Raw genomic sequence first — 20,873 nt, 5'->3', positions numbered from 1 at the left:
CAATTTCAATACGCTACCGAAGTTCGCGGAAGCGAGGTAGGTCATGAGGAGCATGGAAATGTTGAAGAACAACGGTGAGACATCGCGGATTTCCGCCTGTATTCTGGACTGTCCGGATGCCTGTTCGTTTCTGGTGGATTCTCGGGCTCGAACTCTCCGGGCAAATCCGGCGCATCCGTTCACCAATGGGTTTATTTGCCGCAAGGGTGCTCGTTGTTTTGATCGGCTTGACGCTCCGGAGCGCATCACCCGGCCCTTGGTGCGCACGAAGGCCAAGCGCGGCTTGCGGCGCGGGAAAGCCGTGGAGGCGGGCCATGACGGGTTTGAGCCGGTTTCCTGGGCCGCGGCTTTGGATTTGATCGCGGCCAAGCTGAACGCTTTGGCGGACCGGCCCGAGGCCGTGCTGCACGTGCGCGGCCACGGGTATCGCGGGGTTCTGGCTCAGGCCAGTCTGAACTTTTTCGCGGCTCTCGGCTCCTCCACCATCCACGGCTCCTTGTGCGACGACGCGGGGATTGAGGCCTGCATCCGCGACTTCGGCGCGTTGGAGCACAACGATCCGTTGGATTTGCTCAATGCGGCCCGGATCGTGAATTGGGGCAAGGACCTGGGTCGTTCTTCCCCGCATATCGGCCTTTTGGTCCGCGAGGCGCGTAAAAAGGGAACGCGGGTGCTGACCATTTCCCCTGGCGGGGATGGCAGCGAAGGGTGGTCCGACCGGACGGTCCGCATCCGCCCCGGTACGGACCGTTTCCTGGCGGCCTGGCTGATCCGAAGACTCTTGGAGCGGGACGCCGTCTCTCCGGAAGTCGTTCGGGCCTGCGCCGATTGGGATGCGTTGCAAGCGCTGATGCACGGCTTGAACGACGACGATCTGTTGCGGACGTGCGACGTGGATCGTGGTTCGGCGCAAGAACTGCTGGAGTGGTACGCGCCTTGGGTTGCGGCAAATCCTGTTTCTGGTGCTGTTTTGGGTGCCGCTCTTGGCGACCCCACGGCCACGCTGATCGGCTGGGGCGTGCAGCGGTATCTGTTCGGTGGTCAGAATGTGCGGTTCATCAATGCCCTGGCCTTGTTGTCGGGCAATATCGGTCGCGTCGGAGGAGGCTCGTATTTCAACATCGCCTCGGGCCGGAATCTGGGGCGCTGGCGGGCTGATTCACCGGGACGACCTGATGTCGCCGGCCGGCGCTCCTTCCTGTTGCCCTCCCTGGCCTGGGAACTGGAATGGGCCGACCCGCCGGTGGAGTTCGTCTGGGTGGACGGGCACAACGTGGTCAATCAGGTTCCGGACGGTCTGGCCATGGCCAAGGCCTTGCAACGGCCCTTCGTGGTCTGCGTGGATGCGTTTCTGACCGACACGGCTCGTTGTGCGGACGTGGTTCTGCCGCCCGCGTTGATGCTGGAGCGCGAAGAAATAGTGGGTTCCTGTCTGCATCACTACGTCAACTATTCCGGCCAGGCGATCCCACCCCGGGAAGATTGTCGTTCGGATTTCGACATCCTTCGTGACCTGGGCGCACGATTGAATCCGCCGGTGGGCTTCCCGGAGCCGGACGAGTGCCTGCGTATCGGCCTTGGCCCGCTGGGCGTCGACCTGGAATCGTTCCGAGCCAGGGGCTTTGTCAGGGCCGACCATCCTCCCGTTGCCTTCGCGGGGTTGACGTTCGCCCATCCGGACGGGTTGTATCGGTTTCCTGAAACGCTCGACCCGGAACCCCTGGAATTGGATCAGGACGACGACCCCGAATTCCCTTTGCGCCTGCTCTCCCTGGTCCGCAGCAAATACATGCACTCCCAGATTCCGGAGAGCGAGCAGCAGGGGCTGCCCGAGATATCGGTCTCCCCGGACAACCCGGATCTGGACGACCTGGACCCCGAAGGCCCGACTTTCCTGGCCACTCCTTTGGGACGCATGGCTGTTCGGTTGCGTCTGGACGCATCCCTGCATCCCCTGGTCGTCCTGATCCGCCGCGACGGCTGGGTCAGTCTGGGCCACGGCCCCAACGCGATCATCGAGCCTCAAATTACGGACATGGGCGACTGCGCGGCCCTGTACAGCCAGTGTTGTCGGTTGGAGCCGGATTGAACATTCAGGAGGTGGTCACCGACCATATGGACTTTTTCCGCTTGGCTTCGTACAGAGGTGGCGACGGTTTGCGTTGGAGACCGAACGCGTTCCGGCCTGGGCCGGTTTCAACTTCAGAACTGGAGAGCAGAGATGAAAAGAACCACGATTTGTTTGACGACTATTCTGGTTGTATTGCTTCAGGGGGGCTGGGTCTGGGCCGAGGATTACCTGAAGATTCTCCATGTCAGTGAGCCGTATGAGATCATGGGGCAAAAACAGGCGGGCAGCGAGGAAATAGTCGAGACATGGCTGAGCGGCAACAAGGCCCGAATGAACTCTTCCGACAAGACGTCGGTGATTTTCGATGGCGACAAGCAGACTATGTACATGCTGGACCACGGTGAGCGGACGTATACCGAGGTGCCGCTGAACCTGTCCGAAGCCATGGCCGGCATGCTGGGCGAGGAAGGGGGACATGAAAAGGCCCAGATGATGGCTCAGATGATGGGGGGGATGATGCAGATGCAGGCTTCGGTCGTGGAAACCGGGACCGTGAAGAACGTCAACGACTGGACCTGTCGGGTTTATGAGCTGACCTTGAACATGCCCATGGGGCAAACGGCTGCTGAAATCTGCGCCACGGACCAGATCGACGTGAACGTGAGCATGTACAACAAGATCGGTCATGCCATGATGGCCGGGCAGCATGGTTTCGAAGAGCTGCTTCGGGAAATGGAGAAGATTCGGGGAGTCGCCGTGCTGACCGTGAGCAGAGCCAATGTCATGGGCGCGACGGTGGTGACCCGGGAAGAACTTCTGGAGCACCAAAAAATGGCCGCTCCCTCCGGAAGTTTTGATATTCCAGAGGGGTACACGCGACAACGATTCATGGGCATGTAATGGGTCGTTGAAAAATTTTCAAAAACAACAAGAGGAGTGACAGCATGGAATTTACGAGTACCAAGGTGGAGCAGGGCGTGACGATCAAAGCGACGGGCCGCATGGACGCGGTCACGGCCCCGTCTTTCGAGCAGGAATGTCTGCGCTGGATGGAGCAGGGCGATTCCAAGCTGATCGTGGACTTCACCGGCCTGGAATACATCAGCAGCGCGGGATTGCGGGTCATTCTGGGCGTGGGCAAGAAGCTGAAAAGCCAGGGAGGCTCGTTGGCTTTCGGCGGGATGAGTTCCATGGTCAAGGAAGTCTTCGACATCTCCGGCTTCGCGTCCATTTTCCCGGTGTACGATTCCCTGGAGGCGGCCCTTGCGGCCAAGTAGCGCCGAGGATGTGGCCGGTCTTTCGCTGCCGGCGGACAAATCCTCTCTGGAGCCTCTGCGGCGCTTTGTCCTGGAGCGTTTCGAATCCACCGGGTTGTCTCCGGCGTTGGAGCTCAAGATCGATCTGGTCTTGGAAGAGGTGCTCCTGAATATTTTTGATTACGCCTACGGTCCGGACCAGACCGGAATGGTCTCCGTGGCGTGCGGACAGTTGGCGGAGGAGGGGCGGTTTCTGGTGCGCTTCACGGACCAGGGGCCTCCCTTTGACCCGCTTTCCAAGCCTCCTCCGGACGTCACCCTGGGCATGGACGAGCGTGTTCAGGGTGGGCTGGGCATTCTGCTGACCAAAGAGATGAGCGCCTCCCAGCGGTATCGCCGGGAGGGCGACAGCAACATCCTGGAGATCGTTTTCGCCGAGTAGCGTTCTTTTTCGTTGCTCGGCGACGACGATTCCGTCCCGTCTTCTTTCTTGCGGACAGTTCGGGCCATGAGCACCGCCGTTCCCGCTTCCCTTCCATCTTCCACTGCCCCCCTGATCCTGCATGTGGACATGGACGCCTTTTTTGCGTCCGTGGAGCAACTGGACCATCCCGAGTTGCGCGGCAGAGCCGTGATCGTCGGCGGGTCCCAGCGCGGGGTGGTTTCCGCGTGCAGCTACGAAGCCCGAAAATTCGGCGTGCATTCGGCCATGCCCATTGTCCAGGCCAGGCGCTTGTGCCCAAACGGAGCGTTCGTGCCCGTGCGCATGGGACGCTATGCCCAGGTCTCCCAGCTGGTCATGGCCGTCCTGGAGCGGTTTTCACCGTTGGTGGAGCAGGCCTCGGTGGACGAGGCCTATCTCGATGGCAGCGGTCTGGAACGTATTTTTGGACCTCCGCAACGGCTGGGGATCGTGTTGAAGCAGGCCGTGGCCGCGGAAACCGGGCTGACTTGCTCCGTGGGCATGGCTCCGGTCAAGTTTCTGGCCAAGATCGCCTCGGACCAGAACAAGCCGGACGGTCTGTTCATCCTCGCTCCGAATGACGTACCGGCTTTTCTCGAGACCCTGCCGGTCTCCAAGATTCCGGGCGTGGGGCGGCAGGCTGTGGAAAAGCTCGCGCTGCTCGGAGTGCGTCGGGTCGGCGATGTCACGAGGTATTCGGAACGATTCTGGCGCGAGCGGTTCGGAAAGTGGGGGGAGGTCCTCTATGCCAGGGCCAGGGGCATTGACCCCAGGCCGGTTGTTCCGGAGTCCGAAGCCAAAAGTGAAGGGGCGGAAAACACCTTTGCCGAGGACCATGACGACCGGGAGGAGTTGAAGCGCTGGCTGCTGGATCAGGCCGAGCGCGTGGGACGCCGGTTGCGCCGGGACGGTCATGCCGGGCGCACCGTGTCCCTGAAGGTCAAGTTCAGCGACTTCAAGGTGATCACGCGCGCGAAAACCTTGCGCGAGCCCACCGCGTCCACGCGGATGATCTTCCAGACCGCCGCCCAACTGCTGGACGCCGAGCAACTCCCCAATAAAGTCCGTTTGATCGGACTGAGCGTGTCCAATTTTTCCAATGCAAGGCGTCAGCTTTCTCTTTTCTCCGGAAACGAAACCGATCTGGACAAAACCCTGGACACGACCCTGGACGCGATCCGGGAAAAGTTCGGCCCTGGGGCTATGGTTCGGGGACGCGTCTTCGGTTTTCGAAAGCCGTCGTGACCGTCCAGGGAAACCCGGTCACTTTTTGATCGAGTCGATGGCGTCCATATCATCGTATCTCCACCGCGACATTCAGCTTGCGGCGCTTTCGCCTCCCAGCCCGGCAAAGACGCGGCGCTGGGCGTATTCGGACTGTTTGCCCTGGTTCCAGCGTTGGACCGGGCGGTAGTAGCCCACGACTCGGGTGTAGACTTCCGCCGGGTTGCCGCATTCCGGGCATTCCGGATGCTCGCCTCGGAGGTATCCGTGGTCCTTGCACACGGAAAAGGTCGGGGTGATGGAGATGTAGGGCAGCTTGGTCCGGGTCATGGCTTTGACCAGGAAGGCTCGTAAGGATTGGGGATCGGCCACGGCCTCGCCCAGGAAGGTGTGAAAGACCGTCCCGCCGGTGTACAGGGTCTGCAATTGGTCCTGGTGCTCCAGGGCCGCGAAGACGTCCAGCCCCAGGTCCACGGGCAGGGCCGTGGAGTTGGTGTAGTACGGCACGCCGTTGCCCGAGGCCTTGATCCCGGCGTAGAGCGTCTTGTCCAGCTTGGCCAGCCGGTAGCTCACGCCTTCGGCCGGGGTGGCCTCCAGGTTGTACAGGTTGCCGGTCTCTTCCTGGAAGCGTCGGGTCAGGTCCTGGAGGTGGAGCAGGGTGGTCCGCATCAGTCGGATACCGGCCGGAGTTTCGATGCCCTTGCCCAGCAGATTCTGGCAGGCCTCGTGACCGCCCACCACGCCGATAGTGGAAAAATGCCCGCGGTAGGCGTTTTTCAGGTAGCGCCGGGTGAAGGGGAACATGCCCCGTTCCAGGTTGTCGTTGATCAGCTTGCGCTTGAACTCCAGGCTGTCCCGGGCCAGTTCGGCGTATTCGGTGAGCAGGTCCAGGTAGTCCGCCTCGTCGTGGGCCAGGAAGGCCAGCTTGGGCAGGTTCAGGGTGACTACGCCGATGGATCCGGTCAGGTCCCCCGCCCCGAACAGCCCGCCGACCTTTTTGCGCAGCTCGCGCAGGTCCATCTGCAACCGGCAGCACATGGAGCGGACGTCCTCGGGCTTGAAGTCCGAATTGATGAAGTTCTGGAAGTACGGCACTCCGTATTTGGCCGTAAGCTGGAGCAGCAGCTCGCCCACCTCGGTCTCCCAGGGAAAATCCTCGGTCACGTTGTAGGTCGGGATGGGGAAGGAGAAAATACGGCCGTGGTAGTCACCCTGAAGCATGACTTCCAGGAAGGCCCGGTTGATCATCTCCATCTCCGGTCCGAAGTCCGCGTAGGTCTGGCTGTCATGGAGCCGACCGCCGATGATCACCGCTTCGGAAGCCAGGTGCTTGGGCGGAGCCAGGTCGAAGCTCAGGTTGGTGAACGGGCTCTGACCGCCCCATCTGGAGGTGGTGTTCAGATTGAAGACGAATTTCTGGACGGCCTGACGAATCTGTCGGTAGTCCAATTCGTCATGACGGACGAAGGGCGCGAGATAGGTGTCCACGTTGTTGAAGGCCTGTGCCCCGGCCCATTCGTTTTGCAGGGTGCCCAGGAAGTTGACCATCTGGCCCAAAGCGGAGTCGAAGTGTTTGGGCGGACCGGAGGAGGAGCGGCCTTCCAGGTTGAAGCCTTCCAGAAGGAGGTCGCGCAGGCTCCACCCGGCGCAGTATCCGGCCAGGCCGAAGGACAGGTCGTGGATGTGCAGGTAGCCGTGTTCATGGGCCTGACGGACTTCCAGGGGATATTTTTCCAGGGCGTAACGGGCCTGAACCGTGCCGGAAAGGTGCAGCATCAGGCCCTGGAAGGAGTGGGACATGTTGGCGTTTTCGGCCACCCGCCAATCGGATTTGTTTACGTAGGCGTCGATGGTTTCCATGATGTCCAGGAACGCGGCCTTTTGTTCCCGGATTTGGCGGCGTTTCTCTCTGTACAGGATGTAGCGCTTGGCCACGTCGAACAAGCGGGACTGCATCAACACGGCTTCGACCTGATCCTGAACCTGCTCCTGGTCCGGGACGGTCAGGCCGGCTTCGGCCAGGCGTTCCTCCACCTTGCGGGCCAGGCGGTCGGCCAAAAGCGCGTCCTGGATTCCACAGGATCTCAATGCCTTGAGAACGGCCGCGGCGATCCTGTCCACGGCCCAGGTTTCGGTGCGGCCGTCACGTTTGCAAATGTGGGTCAGCATGATTGCTCCTTGTGATGATGGCCCTGGAAAGGGCGGGATGGCTGGCGAAAAGGCTGGGTCTGCAGGAGAAATCCGGAAGGCGGGAAAGACCGGGTCTCCCGGAGGTCTTCCGGCGTCAACAGGGGGACCAGGGTGGTTCGGAAGAGAAAGTGTTTCGGGTGGCCTTCGGCGAGCTTGAAGATCCGGCCCAGGGTTGCCTTGGCTTCACGAGCGGAAATTTTGTTTCCGGTCAACGCGGGATATTTGGACCACGGGCCTTTGACGTCCACGGCCACCAGGTCTGCGGCTTGGTTGTCCAAAATCCGCTCCACGATGTCGGGGTGCATGCCGTTGGTATCCAGCTTGACGGGCAAGCCAAACCGGTTTCGGAGTTCGGCGAGCCATTCGGGAAGGTCCGTGGACAATGCCGGTTCTCCGCCGGTGACCACGAGGCCGTCCAACCAGGGGGCTCGCTGGTCGAGAAAGTTCAGAACGTGGTCGCGAGAGATACGGGGATCGTCTTCGGAGTTCCAGGCCAGATGGAAGTTGTGGCACGTGGGGCAGCGCAGGTCGCAGCCGCCAAGAAACAGCACGGCGCAGACGCGACCCGGCCAGTCGCACAAACTCAGCGGCTCCAGGCCGCGCAGCCTGGACCAGGGGGAAGGGTGGTTCCGCATAGTCAGCGATGGGGCTGAAAAGCCCCGGGGAACGGCCGCCTGGACATCCGCGTGTCCCGCGACAAATGCGCTTCAGGCAGGTCTTCTGACTTGTCCCCCCGACTTTGGCGGGCCTTCCCGGAACACGGTTCCAGTGGCCATGCGAAGCCAGTCAGGTTGAATGGGACTTACAGCGGCGGGACCGTCCCGGAATCGCACCGGGTTCCCTCTTGGCGCCATGCGGCGACCTGAAGCAAGGAGACGTGGCGTGGTCGTTCGTTGAAAACGAGTTCAACCATGCGTGTGACGTACTTAAAAAGAATCCGTGACAATGTCCAGAAGTCGCGACGAAGTGGCGGAATTGGCACGTGGACGACTGGACGGAATAATCGCCGACTTTGGCCACCAGCCTGCGGCTTAAAACCTGGTCAATGCCCCCTCATGGGCGAAGAACACCGCGCCGCGCTCCCCAGCGTGTTTCTTTTCCGGGGTTTCCTGGGCCATGTAGTGTTCATCCGGGGTGAGGGTCATGTTGTAGCCGAAGGTGATCTGGAGGGAGGCCGTGCGGTTCAGTCGGTCCGGACGCAGGGTGAAGGTGAAGGACACGCCTTGGTCGGGGTCCAGTGGGAGGCTGGAATAAACCCGCAAATCCTGAGCCAACACCCGTCCCTGATCATCACTGAGATAAGCGGCCAGCCACAAGTCCTCGATCCAACCCAGGTCGGCGGGGAGGCTTTCCGTCTTGGGCGTCGCCCGCCCCTTGACTCTGTACTGTCCGCCGAAGGATTCCGCGACATAGGAAAACCGCCAGAAACGCATCTCCAATTGTTGTTCCGCGTTCAATACCCAGGGCTGGCGCTGCAAGTGGCCGACGCTGGAGTAGGAACAGCCGGTCAGGAACACTAACAGGATGAGAGCCAGGGGAAAGCGTATCCGGTGCATGATCGTCTCCTTTGGTCTTCGAGGGGCGGCGAAAGTCTGATCCGTCGGCGGGGCGCACGGATCAGGGGCGCGCCTTGTCGGTCATTCGGCCATGCACGGCCAGCCAGATGCAAGGCGGGTCGTCGCTGGTGCGGTCCACACGATGTCCCAGGCCGGCTGGGAGAAAGAGACAGTCTCCGGCTTTGAGGGCCTTGGTCCGCCCGTCCGCGAAGCGGATTTCCGCCTCGCCCTGCAAGAGGACGACCCATTCGTCCAATTCTTGGTCATACCAGAAATCGGGAGGCGAAACATGGCCCAGCGAGATGATTCGTTCGATGCGCAACCCGTCCCCACGCGCCAGCAGATCGACGCGTTCCTCGGGCATGGGGCCCTTTGGGATGGCGAACAGGTTGAGCATGGCGAGTCGCGCTTTCAACGCTCGGCCAATGACCGGCGGGAGAGCAGGGAGCCGAGGGAGACGACGTTGATCCGCTGATCACGTTCCCGCTCCCAGAGCTTCAAGGCTTCCAGGGTTTCCGGGTAGGGGTGGCCGATGGCTATCACCTGGCCCTGGTTATGGGCCAGTTGCTCGGCTTTGCGTAGTTGAAACAGAATTGCCCGGACATTGGGAATGTTGTCCAGGAAAATATGTCTGCGCAGATGCTCCAGGCCGACTTTGCGGGCCTGTTTGTCCGCGACGGAGCTTCCGGTGGTCAGGCTGTCCAGAAAAAAGAGGTCGCGGCGCTTCAATTCCTGGAGCACCGTGGACATGCCCGACTCGTCGGCGGTGAACCGGGAGCCCATGTGGTTGTTGATGCCGATGGCCTGAGGAACCTGGGCCAAATTGTCCCGCAGGATTCTCAGGATTTGTTCGTCCTCCATGCCCACGAACAGGGCCCCGGGGCCGGGGTCGGCCCGGTGGGGGTAGTCCAGGGGTTCCATGGGCTGGTGCAGGAGCACGTCGCGACCCGCCGCGGCCCCGATCCGGGCCACTTCCCGACTTTTGGAAATATTGGGCAAAACGGCGAAGGTCACCGGGAAGGAGAGGGCGGCCAGTTCCTGGGCTTGGTGTACGTTCTCGCCAAGGTCGTCGATCACCACCACCAGCCGCGGCCCGATTCCCGGCGAGGCCGGCGGGGGAGGCGGGGATGGTTTGCGACCGTGTTCCTCCAGGAACAGGGTGTGCGTGGGCAGGTTGAGCAGGGTTATTCGCCACTCTTGCTTGCCGGATTTTTTGTTGATCTGACGCAGTTCCGCGCTTTGGACCCAGAGTTCCAGATTCCGGCGCAAGGTCTGCTCAAAGCTTCGGGCGTCCCGGTCCAATCCGATGGCCAAGGATTGGGTATGATATTTCTGCCCGTTGCGGGTTTTCATCTGAATATCCAGATGACGCACCGAACGAGGGTCCAGGTTCAACTCCATGATGGTCTGGACCAGGGCCAGGTCGACTTCCTTGACCTGCTGTTCCAGCAGTTCCGTATCGAATATTTCGTAAACCAAGCCTTGGCGCCGTGAGGGAGCCGGGGGGGGGGCGGCATCGGGCGCGATTCGGGCGCGGATGTGGTTTGTGGGGGCAGGAGTCGTCAAACTGGCGACCCTGTCCGGCTGCGCAGGCGCGGACCGGGGGGTGGAGCGGGAAGCGGACGGTGCAGCGGAGGTTGGGGGTGGAGCGGAGACAGGCTTGTCGATAGTCGCGACGTCCGTGGACAAGGTATCCACGGGGGAGAGGCTCAAGGCCCAGACAAGGGTGATGGCGGTCAACCCGGTGGCCGCGGCCATGAGCATCACCCAGAGCTTGGAAAAACCCCTGCGGGATGATCGTTTGCGGCTGGTTTTGGCGGTGGTTTTCTTGGGCTTGCCCCCGCTCTTGCCACCACTTTTCGTGGAAGTGGAAGAGCGGGAGGGCTTGCCGCTTTTTTTCGCTGTTTTACCGGTCATCGCCGACCCATGTCGGTTTGCGTGGTTAACGGAGCGCCTTGAGCCTGGGCATGGCTTTGACCATTTCCAAGGCCAGGCGCAGCTGATTGTCCCGTTCGAGCATTTCCAGAGCTTGAGGCCTGGGTTGATCGCGTTGGTCCGGAGGAATCGGGCCGGTTTCCAGGTGTCGGATCAGGTCGCCTTCGCGAACCAAAGGCATGCGTCCTTCTCGCTGGTCGTCATTCAAGGCGACGAAGGGAACGGAAATGTCCGGGTCGATGCCCTTGGCCTGGATGGAGCGGCCGTTGGGCGTATAGTAGACCGCCGTGGTCAGCTTGATCCCGGAGCCGTCGGCCAGGGGGATGATCGTCTGCACGGACCCCTTGCCGAAGGTCTGCTCACCCAGGATCAGCGCCCGTCCGTGGTCCTGCAGGGCCCCGGCGACGATTTCCGAGGCAGAGGCGGAGCCGGCGTTGATCAGCACCACCATGGGGGTTTCCTTGTCCAGCACGTTTCGGGATGCGTCGAAATTCATTTCCGCCTGAGCCGACCGCCCCTTGGTGTAGACGATTTTGCCCTCGTGCAAAAAGGCGTCGGCCACGGCCACGGCCTGGTTCAGCAATCCGCCGGGGTTGTTGCGCAGATCAAGGATCAGGCCGACGCGCTGATCAAGGTCGAATCGGTCCAGGGCTTCCCGCAGGTCGTCCATGGTGGTTTCCTTGAAGCTGGTCAGTCGCATCAGGACCACGCCGGGTTCCAATTCGAACAGCTTGACCGTGTGCATCGGGATGACGTCCCGGGTGATGGTCACGGTGCGGGGAACGGTCTCGCCCTTGGACAGGATGGTCATATCCACGGTGGTGCCCCGGGGGCCTCGAATCAGCTTCACGGCGTCCATGATCGTGATGTCCTGGGTGGACTGGCCGTCGATCTCCAGGATGTGATCTCCGGATTTGAGTCCCTCACGGAAAGCCGGGGTGTCCTCGATGGGGGACACGACAGTCAGCCTGCCTTCCACGAGGCTGATCTCAATGCCGATCCCCGTGAATTCGCCGGAGGTGTCGATCTGCATTTCCCGGAAGGCGTCCTGGGTCATGAAGCTGGAATGGGGATCCAGTTCCTGAAGCATGCCCCGGATGGCGCCCTGGATCATCTCGTTGCGATCCACGTCCTGAACGTAATAGCGCTCCACCAAGTCCAAAACCTGGCTGAAGCGCTTGAGCGGCGAGTAGCGTTCCTCGTCCGTGGCCATGCTCTGGCCGAAGGTGACGGCCAGCAAGAAAAGAAGTGTAACGGTGCCGACCCAGTGGACAACCCGCATAATGACCTCCGAATGCATTTTGAAAGCGTGTGCTGGTATGGTGGACGGCGCCCGAAAGCGCCGTGCAGGGGGATATAAGCTCCGGTGCGGCTTGGTGACGACGGGTTTCGCCACTGCCGCCGTTAATCGGCGACAAGCCAGATATCAGGATTAACGGGATTTTGCTGAAAACGCAATTCAAAGTACAGCCCCGGACCATCCACTTTGGGGTAAAGCCCCGCTACGCCGATCTGTTCATCCTTTTCCACTTCCTGGCCCACGGCGACCAGAGGGTTGTTCAGAAAGGCGTACAGGCTGTAGTAATCTTCACCGTGGTAGAGAATGACCACGTGGCCATATCCTCGGAGCACATCGCTATGGACCACCTTGCCCCAGGAGATGGCGCGTACCGGTGCGTTCTCGGACATCGCGAAACTCAAACCGCGGTGCGGAGGATCAGTCTGAGGCCGAAACCGCTCCACGATCCGGCCCTGGGTCGGCCAAGGCATGTGACCGCGCAAATCCGTAAAGTTCCTGGAGGTCAGGGTTTGGAGTCGGTAGTTCAGCTCGGCGATGCTTTGCAGGATTTCCTTAATCTGCTCCTCAGCGGAGACTTGTTGCGCACGCACTTCCTGGACGCGGCGCAGGAATTCCAGCTTTTGCTTGAGAAGCCGGTCCTTGCCGGCATTGATCCGGAGCATCTGCGCGGTGATTTCTTCTCGCGCCCGCTCCAGGCGGGCCTGTCCTTGGGCCAATTCCCGCCCTTGTCGGCGGAGTTGATCGATCCGGTCCTGAACCAAGTCGTAGATCCGGGACAGCCAATGGTATTGCCGGTCAGCCTCGTCCCAGGAGGTTAAAGATTGGAGATTGTGTTCCACGCCCTGCAAATGCACCGGCCAGAGCAGGGCCAGCAGACGCCCCAATTCCTCGCTGGTTTGGGCCCGGGCCAGGTCCAGTTCCTGATAGTCCTTCAGCCGGACGCGTTCTTCCTGACGCAGTCGGTCCAAATGCGTTTCCAGGTCCGTAATCTCGTCCGCGGTGGCCCGCAACCGGGCTTCCACTTCCTGCAGGTCGGCGAACAAGGCGCGTTCCTGCTCCGACAGGCCTTTCAGAATTTCTTCGTGGGCCCGAACATCGCGCTCACGCTCTTCCAGGGTGCGTTGAATGGTTCCCGTGGTCGTGGCCGCGGCCGGGTTCGGACCGCTCAGAAGAAGTCCGATCATGGCCGTCCAAAACCAAATCATGGTCCAACGGAGTCGAGGAAGGGCAAAGGGCGACGCTTTCATGGGATGCGTGGAGGGCACGGTAGATGGAGAGCCAGGGCTTATGAGAGGTGTGAGTGCGGGAGAAACGGTCGGAGGGGACACCCATCGCAGCGCGGCTCTCGTTTTCGACACCATTGCTTGCCGACTCGAACCAGTAAGGCGTGGTATTCGTTGTAGTGTTCAACCCGTTCAGGGAGGTGGGACAGGAACAAATCTTGCAAAGCGTCGTAATCCACGTCTTCGGGAACAAGCCCATGTCGATTGCAGATCCTGGCCGTGTAGGCGTCCACCACGAACACCGGGCGGTCCAATGCGTAGAGCAGAATGCTGTCCGCTGTCTCCGGACCGATGCCATTGACGGCCAGCAACCGTACGCGGAGTTCGACGGTGTCCAGGAGGGCAAGACTCTGTAGATCCAAGGCCTGCTCCCGATCCAGAAAGTCCAGAAAATTTCGTAGTTTTTTGGCTTTTTGCCGAAAGAATCCCGATGGCCGAATGCATTCCTCCACGACCTCCGGCCGGGCTGAGCGGAGCTGTTCCGGCTCGAGCAGGTCGTGGAGGCGTAGGTTGGCAATGGCTTTTTCCACGTTGGACCAGTTGGTGTTCTGGGTCAAAATCGCGCCCACGGCCACTTCAAACGGACTCTTGGCCGGCCACCACCCGCTTGGCCCGAGTCGGGCCAGCATGGCGTCGTACATGTCGATGAGGAGTCGGGTGGTGGAAGCGGGCATGAGATTGGGTGATTGATTGCCGTCTTGAAGATGTTCATAAGAATTGCGGGAGGTCCTTGCAACTCCGAATCGTGAAGGATACTCTTACGAAACCAGAATGCCAAGAGATGATGACCCGGGAATACAGGGCAAATATGTTCTCATCAAAATCCAAATCGCGATCGAAATCAGAATCGGAATTGGAAAATGCCGGCATCATCCCGTGATTACGGTATCTTCGTGGACATGAGTTCGATTTCGATCACGATTTCGATACCGATTCAGATAGCGGGTGAGTATCAAGAACAAATCTGCCCTGCCCGGGAATCGCCGTCGACGAACACCCGTTTCGCCGAGTCCACCCCGATGGACGTGCTTTTGGAAAACATAACTATAACAAGGAGCCGATCATGAAGGAACGTTTTGGATTGATCACGTTGAAAGGCCAGCCCATAACGCTGACGGGCAACACGGTTCAGGAAGGTGACGCCGCGCCGGATTTTCAGGTCGTGGACAACGACCTGAAGCCGTTCAGTTTTTCGTCCCTCAAGGACAAGGTGGCGATCATCACATCGGTTCCGTCCCTGGACACCCCGGTCTGCGACCTCGAAGCCCGTCGCTTCAATCAGGAAGCGGCCAAATTGGGAGACGACGTCCAGATCCTGGTCATCAGCATGGATCTGCCCTTTGCTCAAAAACGCTGGTGCGCCGCCGCCGGGGTGAACAACGTCCTGACCCTCTCCGATCACAAAGATGCCTCCTTCGGCACCGAGTATGGCGTGTTAATCAAGGAGCTGCGCCTCCTGGCCCGGGCCGTGTTCGTCGTGGATCGTCAGAAAATCGTTCGGTATATGGAGTTGGTCAAGGAAGTAGGGCAGGAGCCGAATTACGAACTGGCCTTGGATGCGGCCAAGAAGCTTCTGTAGCCGACATCTCTCGCCGATCGACCAAGCCGTTTTCCGCAGTGCCGCATGACTCCCCTCAATACAAGGGCTTTTCGTCCTTGCCGTGAGGGGAGCCATGCGGCACTGCTTTTTCAAGGGGCTGGGAACGAAATGACGCGGTAGGAAAAAACGAGGCGGCACGACTCTTCGTGACGGCTCACGAAAGCAGCGCTTTTACGTCCTTGAGCATCAGAAACAGATGGTTGGGAGCGGTGGGGCTTGGTTCGAAATCCCAGGATGTGTGCCAATGCTTGGCTTTGTCATCCTTGGCGTGGACAAGCAGACATCGGATCCCCGCGATATCCGATGCCTGGAAGGTACGTAACAAGGCGTCCCGAAGGAGAGCCCGGCCCAGCCCCTTGCGTTGGTGTCCCCTGTCCACGGCCAAGCGAGCCAGAATCATCACCGGGATGGGGTGGCGAGCCAAGCCCTTGGCGACTCTGGCTGGAGTGAGTTCATGATGCACGCTGCCGACGGCAAGGCTGTAAAATCCGACAACGGCTCCCGAGCAGCAAACGACGTACGTTTGAGCGCTGTCCGCCTTTTGGTTGACGAGGGCATAGCGCTTCAGGAAGTGGTTCAATGCCGGTTCGCCGCAATCAAACCCGTCAATCTTGTCTTCGGGCAGAAGTTTTCGAACCGGGTCGTATTCGTTCAATCCAGCACCCCGGGTTCCGCCAGCAGTTTGGCAAGGCGGGGCTTGGCTTGGACGGGCCGGTCCAAGGCCTGTTGAAAAGCGGCCCATTGCGTATCATCAAGGACGAAGCGGCGACGATCCGCCAAAGCTTGGTTGGCGACGGTCACTCCAGCGTCCAGCAAGAATTCGCTGACATTTTTATGGGATGCCCGAGCGGCTTCCTGGAGTAACTGTTTGACCGCATAGCTGGCACGGACATCGATTCGTTCGGTTTTCTGATGCGTTACAGTGGCCATATCTTTCCTCCATCGATTTATGAATGGCGAAGTATTGTAACTATTCAGCATAGAGTAATGCCGTTGTCGGGGTCGGAGTCGGGATCGGCGCTTCGCTATCGGGATCGAAAACGCTGGGAAGCGTTCAAATTTTTCCTGTTCCGATTCCGATTCCGATAGCGACCCCGACTCCGATTGTCGGAGCAAGGGCGGATACAAAATGTGCTGAGTAGATACGAAGTATTTTTCTATCATCCGGACATTGTCCTGACAAGCTGGGCCGCCAAGTCGCCCAACCCGAGACGCCCGGACCTAGCGCCCTGGCCTGCGAACATACTCCAGCAGTTTGCGCGGATACTTGCAGAGCAGGCGCGGCATGGACGTGTGGATGTCGTTTTCCTTGCAGGCTCGCACGATTTCACGGTTCAACACCCAGTTGCTCTTGAGGTTCCTGGAGCTGACCCCTCCTGAACGCATGTGCACCAGTACCTTGGGTATGCGGGTATAGGCGAGGCCGTGGCGGGCCAGGAAGCGGGTCAGCAGTTCGTAGTCCGCGGCGATGCGGTAGTCCGTGCGGTAGAGCCCGAAGCGTCGGTAGTGTTCTCGCAGGGTGAAAAAGGTGGGGTGGGGCGGCATCCAGCCCTGGCAAAAGCGTCCGGGATGGAACTCGGAAGAGTCGTAATACCGGACGACCTTGCGCGGGTCGGCCCGGTCCACCACCAGCAAATCGGCGAACACCGCGTCGGCCTTGGTTCGCGCGAAGGCTTGGACCACGTCGGCGATGACGTCCGGTCGGGGGTAGAAATCATCGGCGTTGAGCGTGCCGACGATGGTCCCGGTTGCCATGCTGATGCCCTTGTTCATGGCGTCGTAAATGCCCTGGTCCGGTTCGGAAATCCATTTAGCGATCCCGTCCGCGTGGGTCTGGATGATGGAGACGGTTCCATCCCGGGAGCCGCCGTCCACGATGATGTGCTCGATGTGGGGATAGTTCTGGTCGCGAATGCTCTGGATGGCGTCGGCCAGATGCGCTTCGCCGTTGAGCACCGCGGTGACGATGCTGACCCGAAAGTGTTCAGGAAAGTGTTCAGGAAAGTGTTCCGGGGCGCGTTCCCGTTCCAGTTGAGAAACGTCGTTCCCGGGGGCCATGGCGGAGGGAGCGGTCATGGATCAGGGCTGCTTTGGTTTGGACCCGGCGCGGGGAGGCGGGAGTGTATGATCGCCGAGCGAGAACTCTTCATCGGCGACGTCCGACGATTCGCCCGCTGAGTGATCACGGGAAGTCGCTGGAGCGCCGTGTGCAAGGACGGCCGAAGGTTTGGCCGGAGATCCGGCGTACCTGTTCCCACCGCGCCAAGCGGCCCGGGCGTAAAGGTTCAGGGTTTGGCGGGCCGCCTCGGTCCAGGAAAAGCGCTCCAGGTTGAGGCGTCCCTGGGCCACGAGGTTGTGGCGAAGATCCTCGTCCGTGAGGGCGTGGGCCAGGGTCGCGGCCATGTCCAGGACGTTTTCCGGATCGAAAAACACCGCGCCCTCACCGGCCACTTCGGGCAGGGCTCCGCGACGTGCGCAGGCCACGGGCGTCTCTGCGGCCTGGGCTTCCAACACGGGCAGGCCGAACCCTTCGTACATGGACGGAAAGGCGAACAGCGCGGCCTGGGTCAGTAGGCGCTCCACCTCGGGCCGGGGCAGGTAGCCGGTCAGCCGGACCCGGTGGGCAATGTCCCAGCGGACGATGGCCCGGTCCACGGCTCCGTCTCCGGGCAGATGTCCGGCCAGGACCAGATGGTGCGGCACGGAAGGCGCGATCCGGGCAAAGGCTTCGATCAACCGGGGGATGTTCTTGTGCGGGGACTGGCTGGCAAAGGCCAGGATGAAGGGCGCGTCCGGCTGGCGAGGCTGTTGATTGGTGGAGGCATCGGCAACAGGAGACGCTGTTGCTTCTTCATGCACTGATGTCGGCGACAACGGGGCTTCGTGGACCACATGGATCCGTTCCAGGGGCAGGCCGAGATGGCGGTGGATTTCCTGGCGGGAAAATTCGGAAACCGTGATCACCTGGCGGGCCGCCTGGGCGCCGAGACGGACCAGAAAGGCCAGCGCAAGGCGCTTGAACAGCGGCATACTCCGGCCATGGCCCCTGGTGTTCATGTCGTGAATGGTGACCACTCCGGGACAGCGGCCCAGCACCGGGGCCACGTAGCCCAGGGAGTGCAGCACGTCCACGCCGTGACGGCGGGCCAGGGCGGGGAGCCGGAATTGCTCGTACAGCAGCCGCCAAGCCCGGCTCGAAGCCCGTATCGGGCAGACCACCCGCTGAAAGGCCGGAATATCGGGCAAAGGCCAGTCCGCGCTCTCCCTGTTCAGGAAAACCACATACTCCAACCCGTCCTCGACCTCGGCCAAACCCCGCAGCAATCCCGCGGCGTACGTCTCCGTACCGCCCACGATGCCGGGCAGAAGATAAAGGAGGTTCAGGCCGACGCGCATGGGGCGGTGGGTGCCGAGATCAAGCGATGTGGCGGTCATGTCGCTCCAAGCATGGCCCGATGAATAATAGCGGCTGTGCGGTCCCAGTTGAATGTTTCCTGAATGGCCTGTCTCTGTTTCTCGGGTATTCCGGCTTCTGATGCAAGTATTTCCTGGAGCCGACGGACCCAGAGTTCGGGCTCGAAGCTGTCCAGGACCGTGGCTCCGTAGGCCCCGAACTGGGTCAGGGAACTGTTGGCCTGGACCAGGGCCGGAGTGCCTTGAGACAGGGCTTCGATTACCGGCAGGCCGAAACCTTCCAGCAGGGAGGGGAAGACCAGGGCCGCGGCCTGGTGGTAGAGCGCGGGCAGTTCTTCCGGAGCCACCCGGCCAAGGATGAGAATGTCCTCGGCATAGGGGTGGTCGGCGACGGCCTGGCGCAGAGATGCGTCGTGCCAGGACTCGCCGCCCGTGAGGACGAGTTTGCAAGGGGGCCGTGTGCCGGTTGGCGGCGAGGCCGGGTTGTCGTCCTGCTGTCGAAGCTGGGCAAAGACCTGGAGCAGAAAGGGGATGTTCTTCTTGGGCTCCAGGCTGCCCACGTGGAGCAGGTAGCGCGGGGGCAGAGGGATGCCGTTGATTGTCGCCAAGGGAGCCGCCGGAGCGGAGAAGGCTTCGGAGAGCCCGCAGGGGGCCAGGGTGATCCGATGGAGGGGAATGGCGAATTCGCGGGCAACATCCTGAGCCGTGTGTTCCGAGATGGCGAAAATATGGGTCGCGCCGGCCAGGACCGCGGGCAGGGAGCGGGTGCCCAGGCGTCCGCGCCAGGAGAGCAAGGCCCGGTCGTGCCATGCGCCCAGGTCCAGGATGACCACTCCGAATTTTCGACGCCAAAATTTCCGGGGCACAAAAGCGTTGGTGAACAGAAAACAGTCGTCGGGCCGGGCTTCAAGACCGGCCAGAAGGGGCCGCCAGAGCAGATCACGGAGCAGGCCGTTGAGCTTGCGCCGGATGCCGGTTCGGCCCTGGACGCGGAAAGGGCTGGTCAGGGGCATGACCTGCATGGGCATGGCCTGACGCATCAGGCGGTGACAGATTTCCCAGGCGTACACCGCGGAACCGGCCTCGGTTTGGGCCGTCAGGCTGAGGTCGACCAAAAGGCGTTTTGTGGTGCGCTTCATGGTGCCACTCGTACATCTCCCGGAGACGCCGGGGAGGGGTGTTGGGAGAAAGAGGGGGAAGCCTGGTGACCGGCGACTTGCTGGTAGACCCGCACGGTTTGGTCCACGCATGCGGCCCAGGTGAACCGCGTGGCCTGTTTCAACCCGCGCTCCGTGGCCGTACTTCGAAACCGTTCGTCCGTCAGCAATCGCTCCAGGCCCTCGCGGATGGCCTGCTCGTCCTCGGGATCCACCAGTAGGGCCGCGTCTCCGGCCACTTCGGGCAGACTTGCGCGGTTGGCGGTGAGCACCGGCACACCGCAGGCCATGGCTTCCAGGACGGGCAGGCCGAATCCTTCGTAAAACGAGGGCATGGCCAGTCCGCAAGCTCCGGCGACCAGGGCGGGCAGGCTGGGTTCCGGAACATAGCCCAGGCGACGGACCAGCCCGGAGGATTCCAAAGGCTGAATCAGCCGTTCCAGGTCTTCGGTCAGCCATCCGCCGGATCCGGCCAGGACAAGAGGAAAAGTGGACCTGATTCCGGCTGGAAGTCCGGAAAAGGCCGTGAGCAATCGGGCCAGGTTCTTGCGCGGTTCCCGTGTGGCCACGCAAAGCAGGTAGCGTCCGTGTTCAAGGCTCAACTTTTTCAGGACAGGCTGGGTACGCTGCGCGGACATGGGCTGGAAGACGGGGTCCACTCCCAAGGGCGTGACGCTGATTCGGTGCGCGGCCACGCCCAGGATATCGATGATTTCCCGGCGAACGAACTCCGAGTCCGTGAGCACATGGTCCGCCCGGCGCAGGGTTTTGGGTAGCTCCCGGTCCAGCAGGGCAAGCCGTTCCTTGGGGTGATATTCGGGGTAATGAATGAAGGAGAGATCGTGGATCGTGACCACGCTCGGGCCGTCGTAGGGCAGGAGCAGATAGTTGGGGCCATGTACGATCGGGGTTGCACCCCGGCGAGTTTTTGTCCAAAAAGAAACCTTTTTCAAGCTGAAACTGATTCGGTCCTGCAAGCATCGCCAGGGCAGGGCCTTGCGCAGTGACCGCAGGCGTCCGGTTTGATCCGAACCTGTCCGCGCATCCGCTGCGGCACCCTTGGCAACACTTGGCGCAAAGGGCCGACACGGATCAGCCACCCAGCCGCGGCCGGCGAAAAAACGCACCGAACCAAGCCCGGAGTGGGATCGCAACCCACGAGCCAGCTCCAGGACATAGCGGCCAATCCCGGTCAAGGGCGTGTCGCGCAAGGGGTCCGTGAGCAGCAGGACGTCCGGTTTGGTGGATGAAGAAGGGGAGGTGTGGTGCATGGGGTTCCAGGTGGACAAGCTGAAAATTTGACCATAAAGAACAGCTTCACGCAAGACCACCGCATTCATGAGCCAGGGCAGGTTTTTTCTCATCAAAATCCAAATCGCAATCGAAATCGAAATCGGAATTGGACAATGTTGTGCATCACCCGG

The 20,873-nt window shown here is 61.1% G+C and carries 20 protein-coding genes and 1 riboswitch; of the genes, 6 read left to right on the top strand and 14 right to left on the bottom strand.

Features of this window, described 5'->3' with window-relative positions; translation table 11 throughout:
* Positions 1-58: 58 nt before the first annotated feature.
* The 5 genes from AC559A_RS14460 (at position 59) to AC559A_RS14440 (ending at position 5,035) form a co-directional block, all read left to right on the top strand.
* Positions 59-2,089: a molybdopterin-dependent oxidoreductase gene (locus AC559A_RS14460; protein ID WP_498818448.1), complete on the top strand. Its 2,031-nt coding sequence runs from the start codon at positions 59-61 to the stop codon at positions 2,087-2,089.
* 132 nt (positions 2,090-2,221) lie between these two features.
* The gene (locus AC559A_RS14455) at positions 2,222-2,971 is read left to right on the top strand and encodes a DUF4412 domain-containing protein (RefSeq protein WP_498818447.1); all 750 of its coding nucleotides are present in this window, start codon (positions 2,222-2,224) and stop codon (positions 2,969-2,971) included.
* 44 nt (positions 2,972-3,015) lie between these two features.
* Entirely contained in the window at positions 3,016-3,348 is a 333-nt protein-coding gene (locus AC559A_RS14450; RefSeq protein WP_028571688.1) for an STAS domain-containing protein, read from the top strand.
* Positions 3,335-3,769: an ATP-binding protein gene (locus AC559A_RS14445; protein WP_169732594.1), complete on the top strand. Its 435-nt coding sequence runs from the start codon at positions 3,335-3,337 to the stop codon at positions 3,767-3,769. Before AC559A_RS14450 ends, AC559A_RS14445 begins: the two co-directional genes overlap by 14 nt.
* 66 nt (positions 3,770-3,835) lie before the next feature.
* Positions 3,836-5,035, top strand: coding sequence for a DNA polymerase IV (locus AC559A_RS14440; protein ID WP_498818446.1), 1,200 nt, complete (start codon positions 3,836-3,838; stop codon positions 5,033-5,035).
* Positions 5,036-5,107: 72 nt separating this feature from the next.
* Here AC559A_RS14440 and AC559A_RS14435 read toward each other — a convergent pair whose 3' ends face one another.
* From AC559A_RS14435 to AC559A_RS14400, 8 genes are all read right to left on the bottom strand, one after another.
* Positions 5,108-7,183 carry a ribonucleoside triphosphate reductase gene (locus tag AC559A_RS14435; protein ID WP_498818445.1) on the bottom strand — a complete coding sequence of 692 codons (2,076 nt, stop codon included), beginning with the start codon at positions 7,181-7,183 and terminating at the stop codon, positions 5,108-5,110.
* Positions 7,177-7,839 (bottom strand): anaerobic ribonucleoside-triphosphate reductase activating protein, encoded by a 663-nt coding sequence (locus tag AC559A_RS14430; RefSeq protein WP_035261415.1) that lies wholly within the window; start codon positions 7,837-7,839, stop codon positions 7,177-7,179. Before AC559A_RS14430 ends, AC559A_RS14435 begins: the two co-directional genes overlap by 7 nt.
* Positions 7,840-7,897: 58 nt before the next feature.
* Positions 7,898-8,085: riboswitch (cobalamin riboswitch) on the bottom strand.
* Positions 8,086-8,235: 150 nt separating this feature from the next.
* Positions 8,236-8,760, bottom strand: coding sequence for a hypothetical protein (locus tag AC559A_RS14425; protein WP_498818444.1), 525 nt, complete (start codon positions 8,758-8,760; stop codon positions 8,236-8,238).
* 61 nt (positions 8,761-8,821) lie between these two features.
* A complete protein-coding gene (locus tag AC559A_RS14420; RefSeq protein WP_498818443.1) occupies positions 8,822-9,175 on the bottom strand; it encodes a cupin domain-containing protein in 354 nt (117 codons plus the stop codon).
* Positions 9,172-10,677 carry a divergent polysaccharide deacetylase family protein gene (locus AC559A_RS14415; protein ID WP_498818442.1) on the bottom strand — a complete coding sequence of 502 codons (1,506 nt, stop codon included), beginning with the start codon at positions 10,675-10,677 and terminating at the stop codon, positions 9,172-9,174. The genes AC559A_RS14420 and AC559A_RS14415 overlap by 4 nt, the downstream gene beginning before the upstream one ends.
* 25 nt (positions 10,678-10,702) lie before the next feature.
* The gene (locus tag AC559A_RS14410; RefSeq protein WP_028571682.1) at positions 10,703-11,977 is read right to left on the bottom strand and encodes a S41 family peptidase; all 1,275 of its coding nucleotides are present in this window, start codon (positions 11,975-11,977) and stop codon (positions 10,703-10,705) included.
* A gap of 122 nt (positions 11,978-12,099) precedes the next feature.
* Entirely contained in the window at positions 12,100-13,179 is a 1,080-nt protein-coding gene (locus AC559A_RS14405) for a murein hydrolase activator EnvC family protein (protein ID WP_498818441.1), read from the bottom strand.
* Between the two features lie 101 nt (positions 13,180-13,280).
* The gene (locus tag AC559A_RS14400; RefSeq protein WP_498818440.1) at positions 13,281-13,952 is read right to left on the bottom strand and encodes an endonuclease III domain-containing protein; all 672 of its coding nucleotides are present in this window, start codon (positions 13,950-13,952) and stop codon (positions 13,281-13,283) included.
* A 389-nt stretch (positions 13,953-14,341) separates the two neighbouring features.
* On the opposite strand from AC559A_RS14400, the gene tpx reads away from it, so the two are divergent.
* A complete protein-coding gene (gene tpx / locus AC559A_RS14395; protein ID WP_028571679.1) occupies positions 14,342-14,857 on the top strand; it encodes a thiol peroxidase in 516 nt (171 codons plus the stop codon).
* A 175-nt stretch (positions 14,858-15,032) separates the two neighbouring features.
* Here tpx and AC559A_RS14390 read toward each other — a convergent pair whose 3' ends face one another.
* From AC559A_RS14390 to AC559A_RS14365, 6 genes are all read right to left on the bottom strand, one after another.
* Complete coding sequence (locus AC559A_RS14390; protein WP_498818439.1) at positions 15,033-15,533, bottom strand: GNAT family N-acetyltransferase; 501 nt, start codon at positions 15,531-15,533, stop codon at positions 15,033-15,035.
* Positions 15,530-15,808 (bottom strand): type II toxin-antitoxin system TacA family antitoxin, encoded by a 279-nt coding sequence (locus AC559A_RS14385; protein WP_028571677.1) that lies wholly within the window; start codon positions 15,806-15,808, stop codon positions 15,530-15,532. Before AC559A_RS14385 ends, AC559A_RS14390 begins: the two co-directional genes overlap by 4 nt.
* A 291-nt stretch (positions 15,809-16,099) precedes the next feature.
* Positions 16,100-16,954: a glycosyltransferase family 2 protein gene (locus AC559A_RS14380; protein WP_498818438.1), complete on the bottom strand. Its 855-nt coding sequence runs from the start codon at positions 16,952-16,954 to the stop codon at positions 16,100-16,102.
* Between the two features lie 3 nt (positions 16,955-16,957).
* Positions 16,958-18,313, bottom strand: coding sequence for a glycosyltransferase family 4 protein (locus AC559A_RS14375; RefSeq protein ID WP_498818437.1), 1,356 nt, complete (start codon positions 18,311-18,313; stop codon positions 16,958-16,960).
* Positions 18,310-19,431, bottom strand: a complete 1,122-nt coding sequence (locus AC559A_RS14370; protein ID WP_028571675.1) for a glycosyltransferase family 4 protein — start codon at positions 19,429-19,431, stop codon at positions 18,310-18,312. The genes AC559A_RS14375 and AC559A_RS14370 overlap by 4 nt, the downstream gene beginning before the upstream one ends.
* A complete protein-coding gene (locus AC559A_RS14365) occupies positions 19,428-20,720 on the bottom strand; it encodes a glycosyltransferase family 4 protein (RefSeq protein WP_498818436.1) in 1,293 nt (430 codons plus the stop codon). The genes AC559A_RS14370 and AC559A_RS14365 overlap by 4 nt, the downstream gene beginning before the upstream one ends.
* Between the last annotated feature and the right edge of the window lie 153 nt (positions 20,721-20,873).

This window comes from Desulfonatronum zhilinae (genome assembly GCF_900182865.1).
GTDB classification, from domain to species: domain Bacteria; phylum Desulfobacterota; class Desulfovibrionia; order Desulfovibrionales; family Desulfonatronaceae; genus Desulfonatronum; species Desulfonatronum lacustre.
This window is presented reverse-complemented; position numbering and strand designations above follow the sequence as displayed.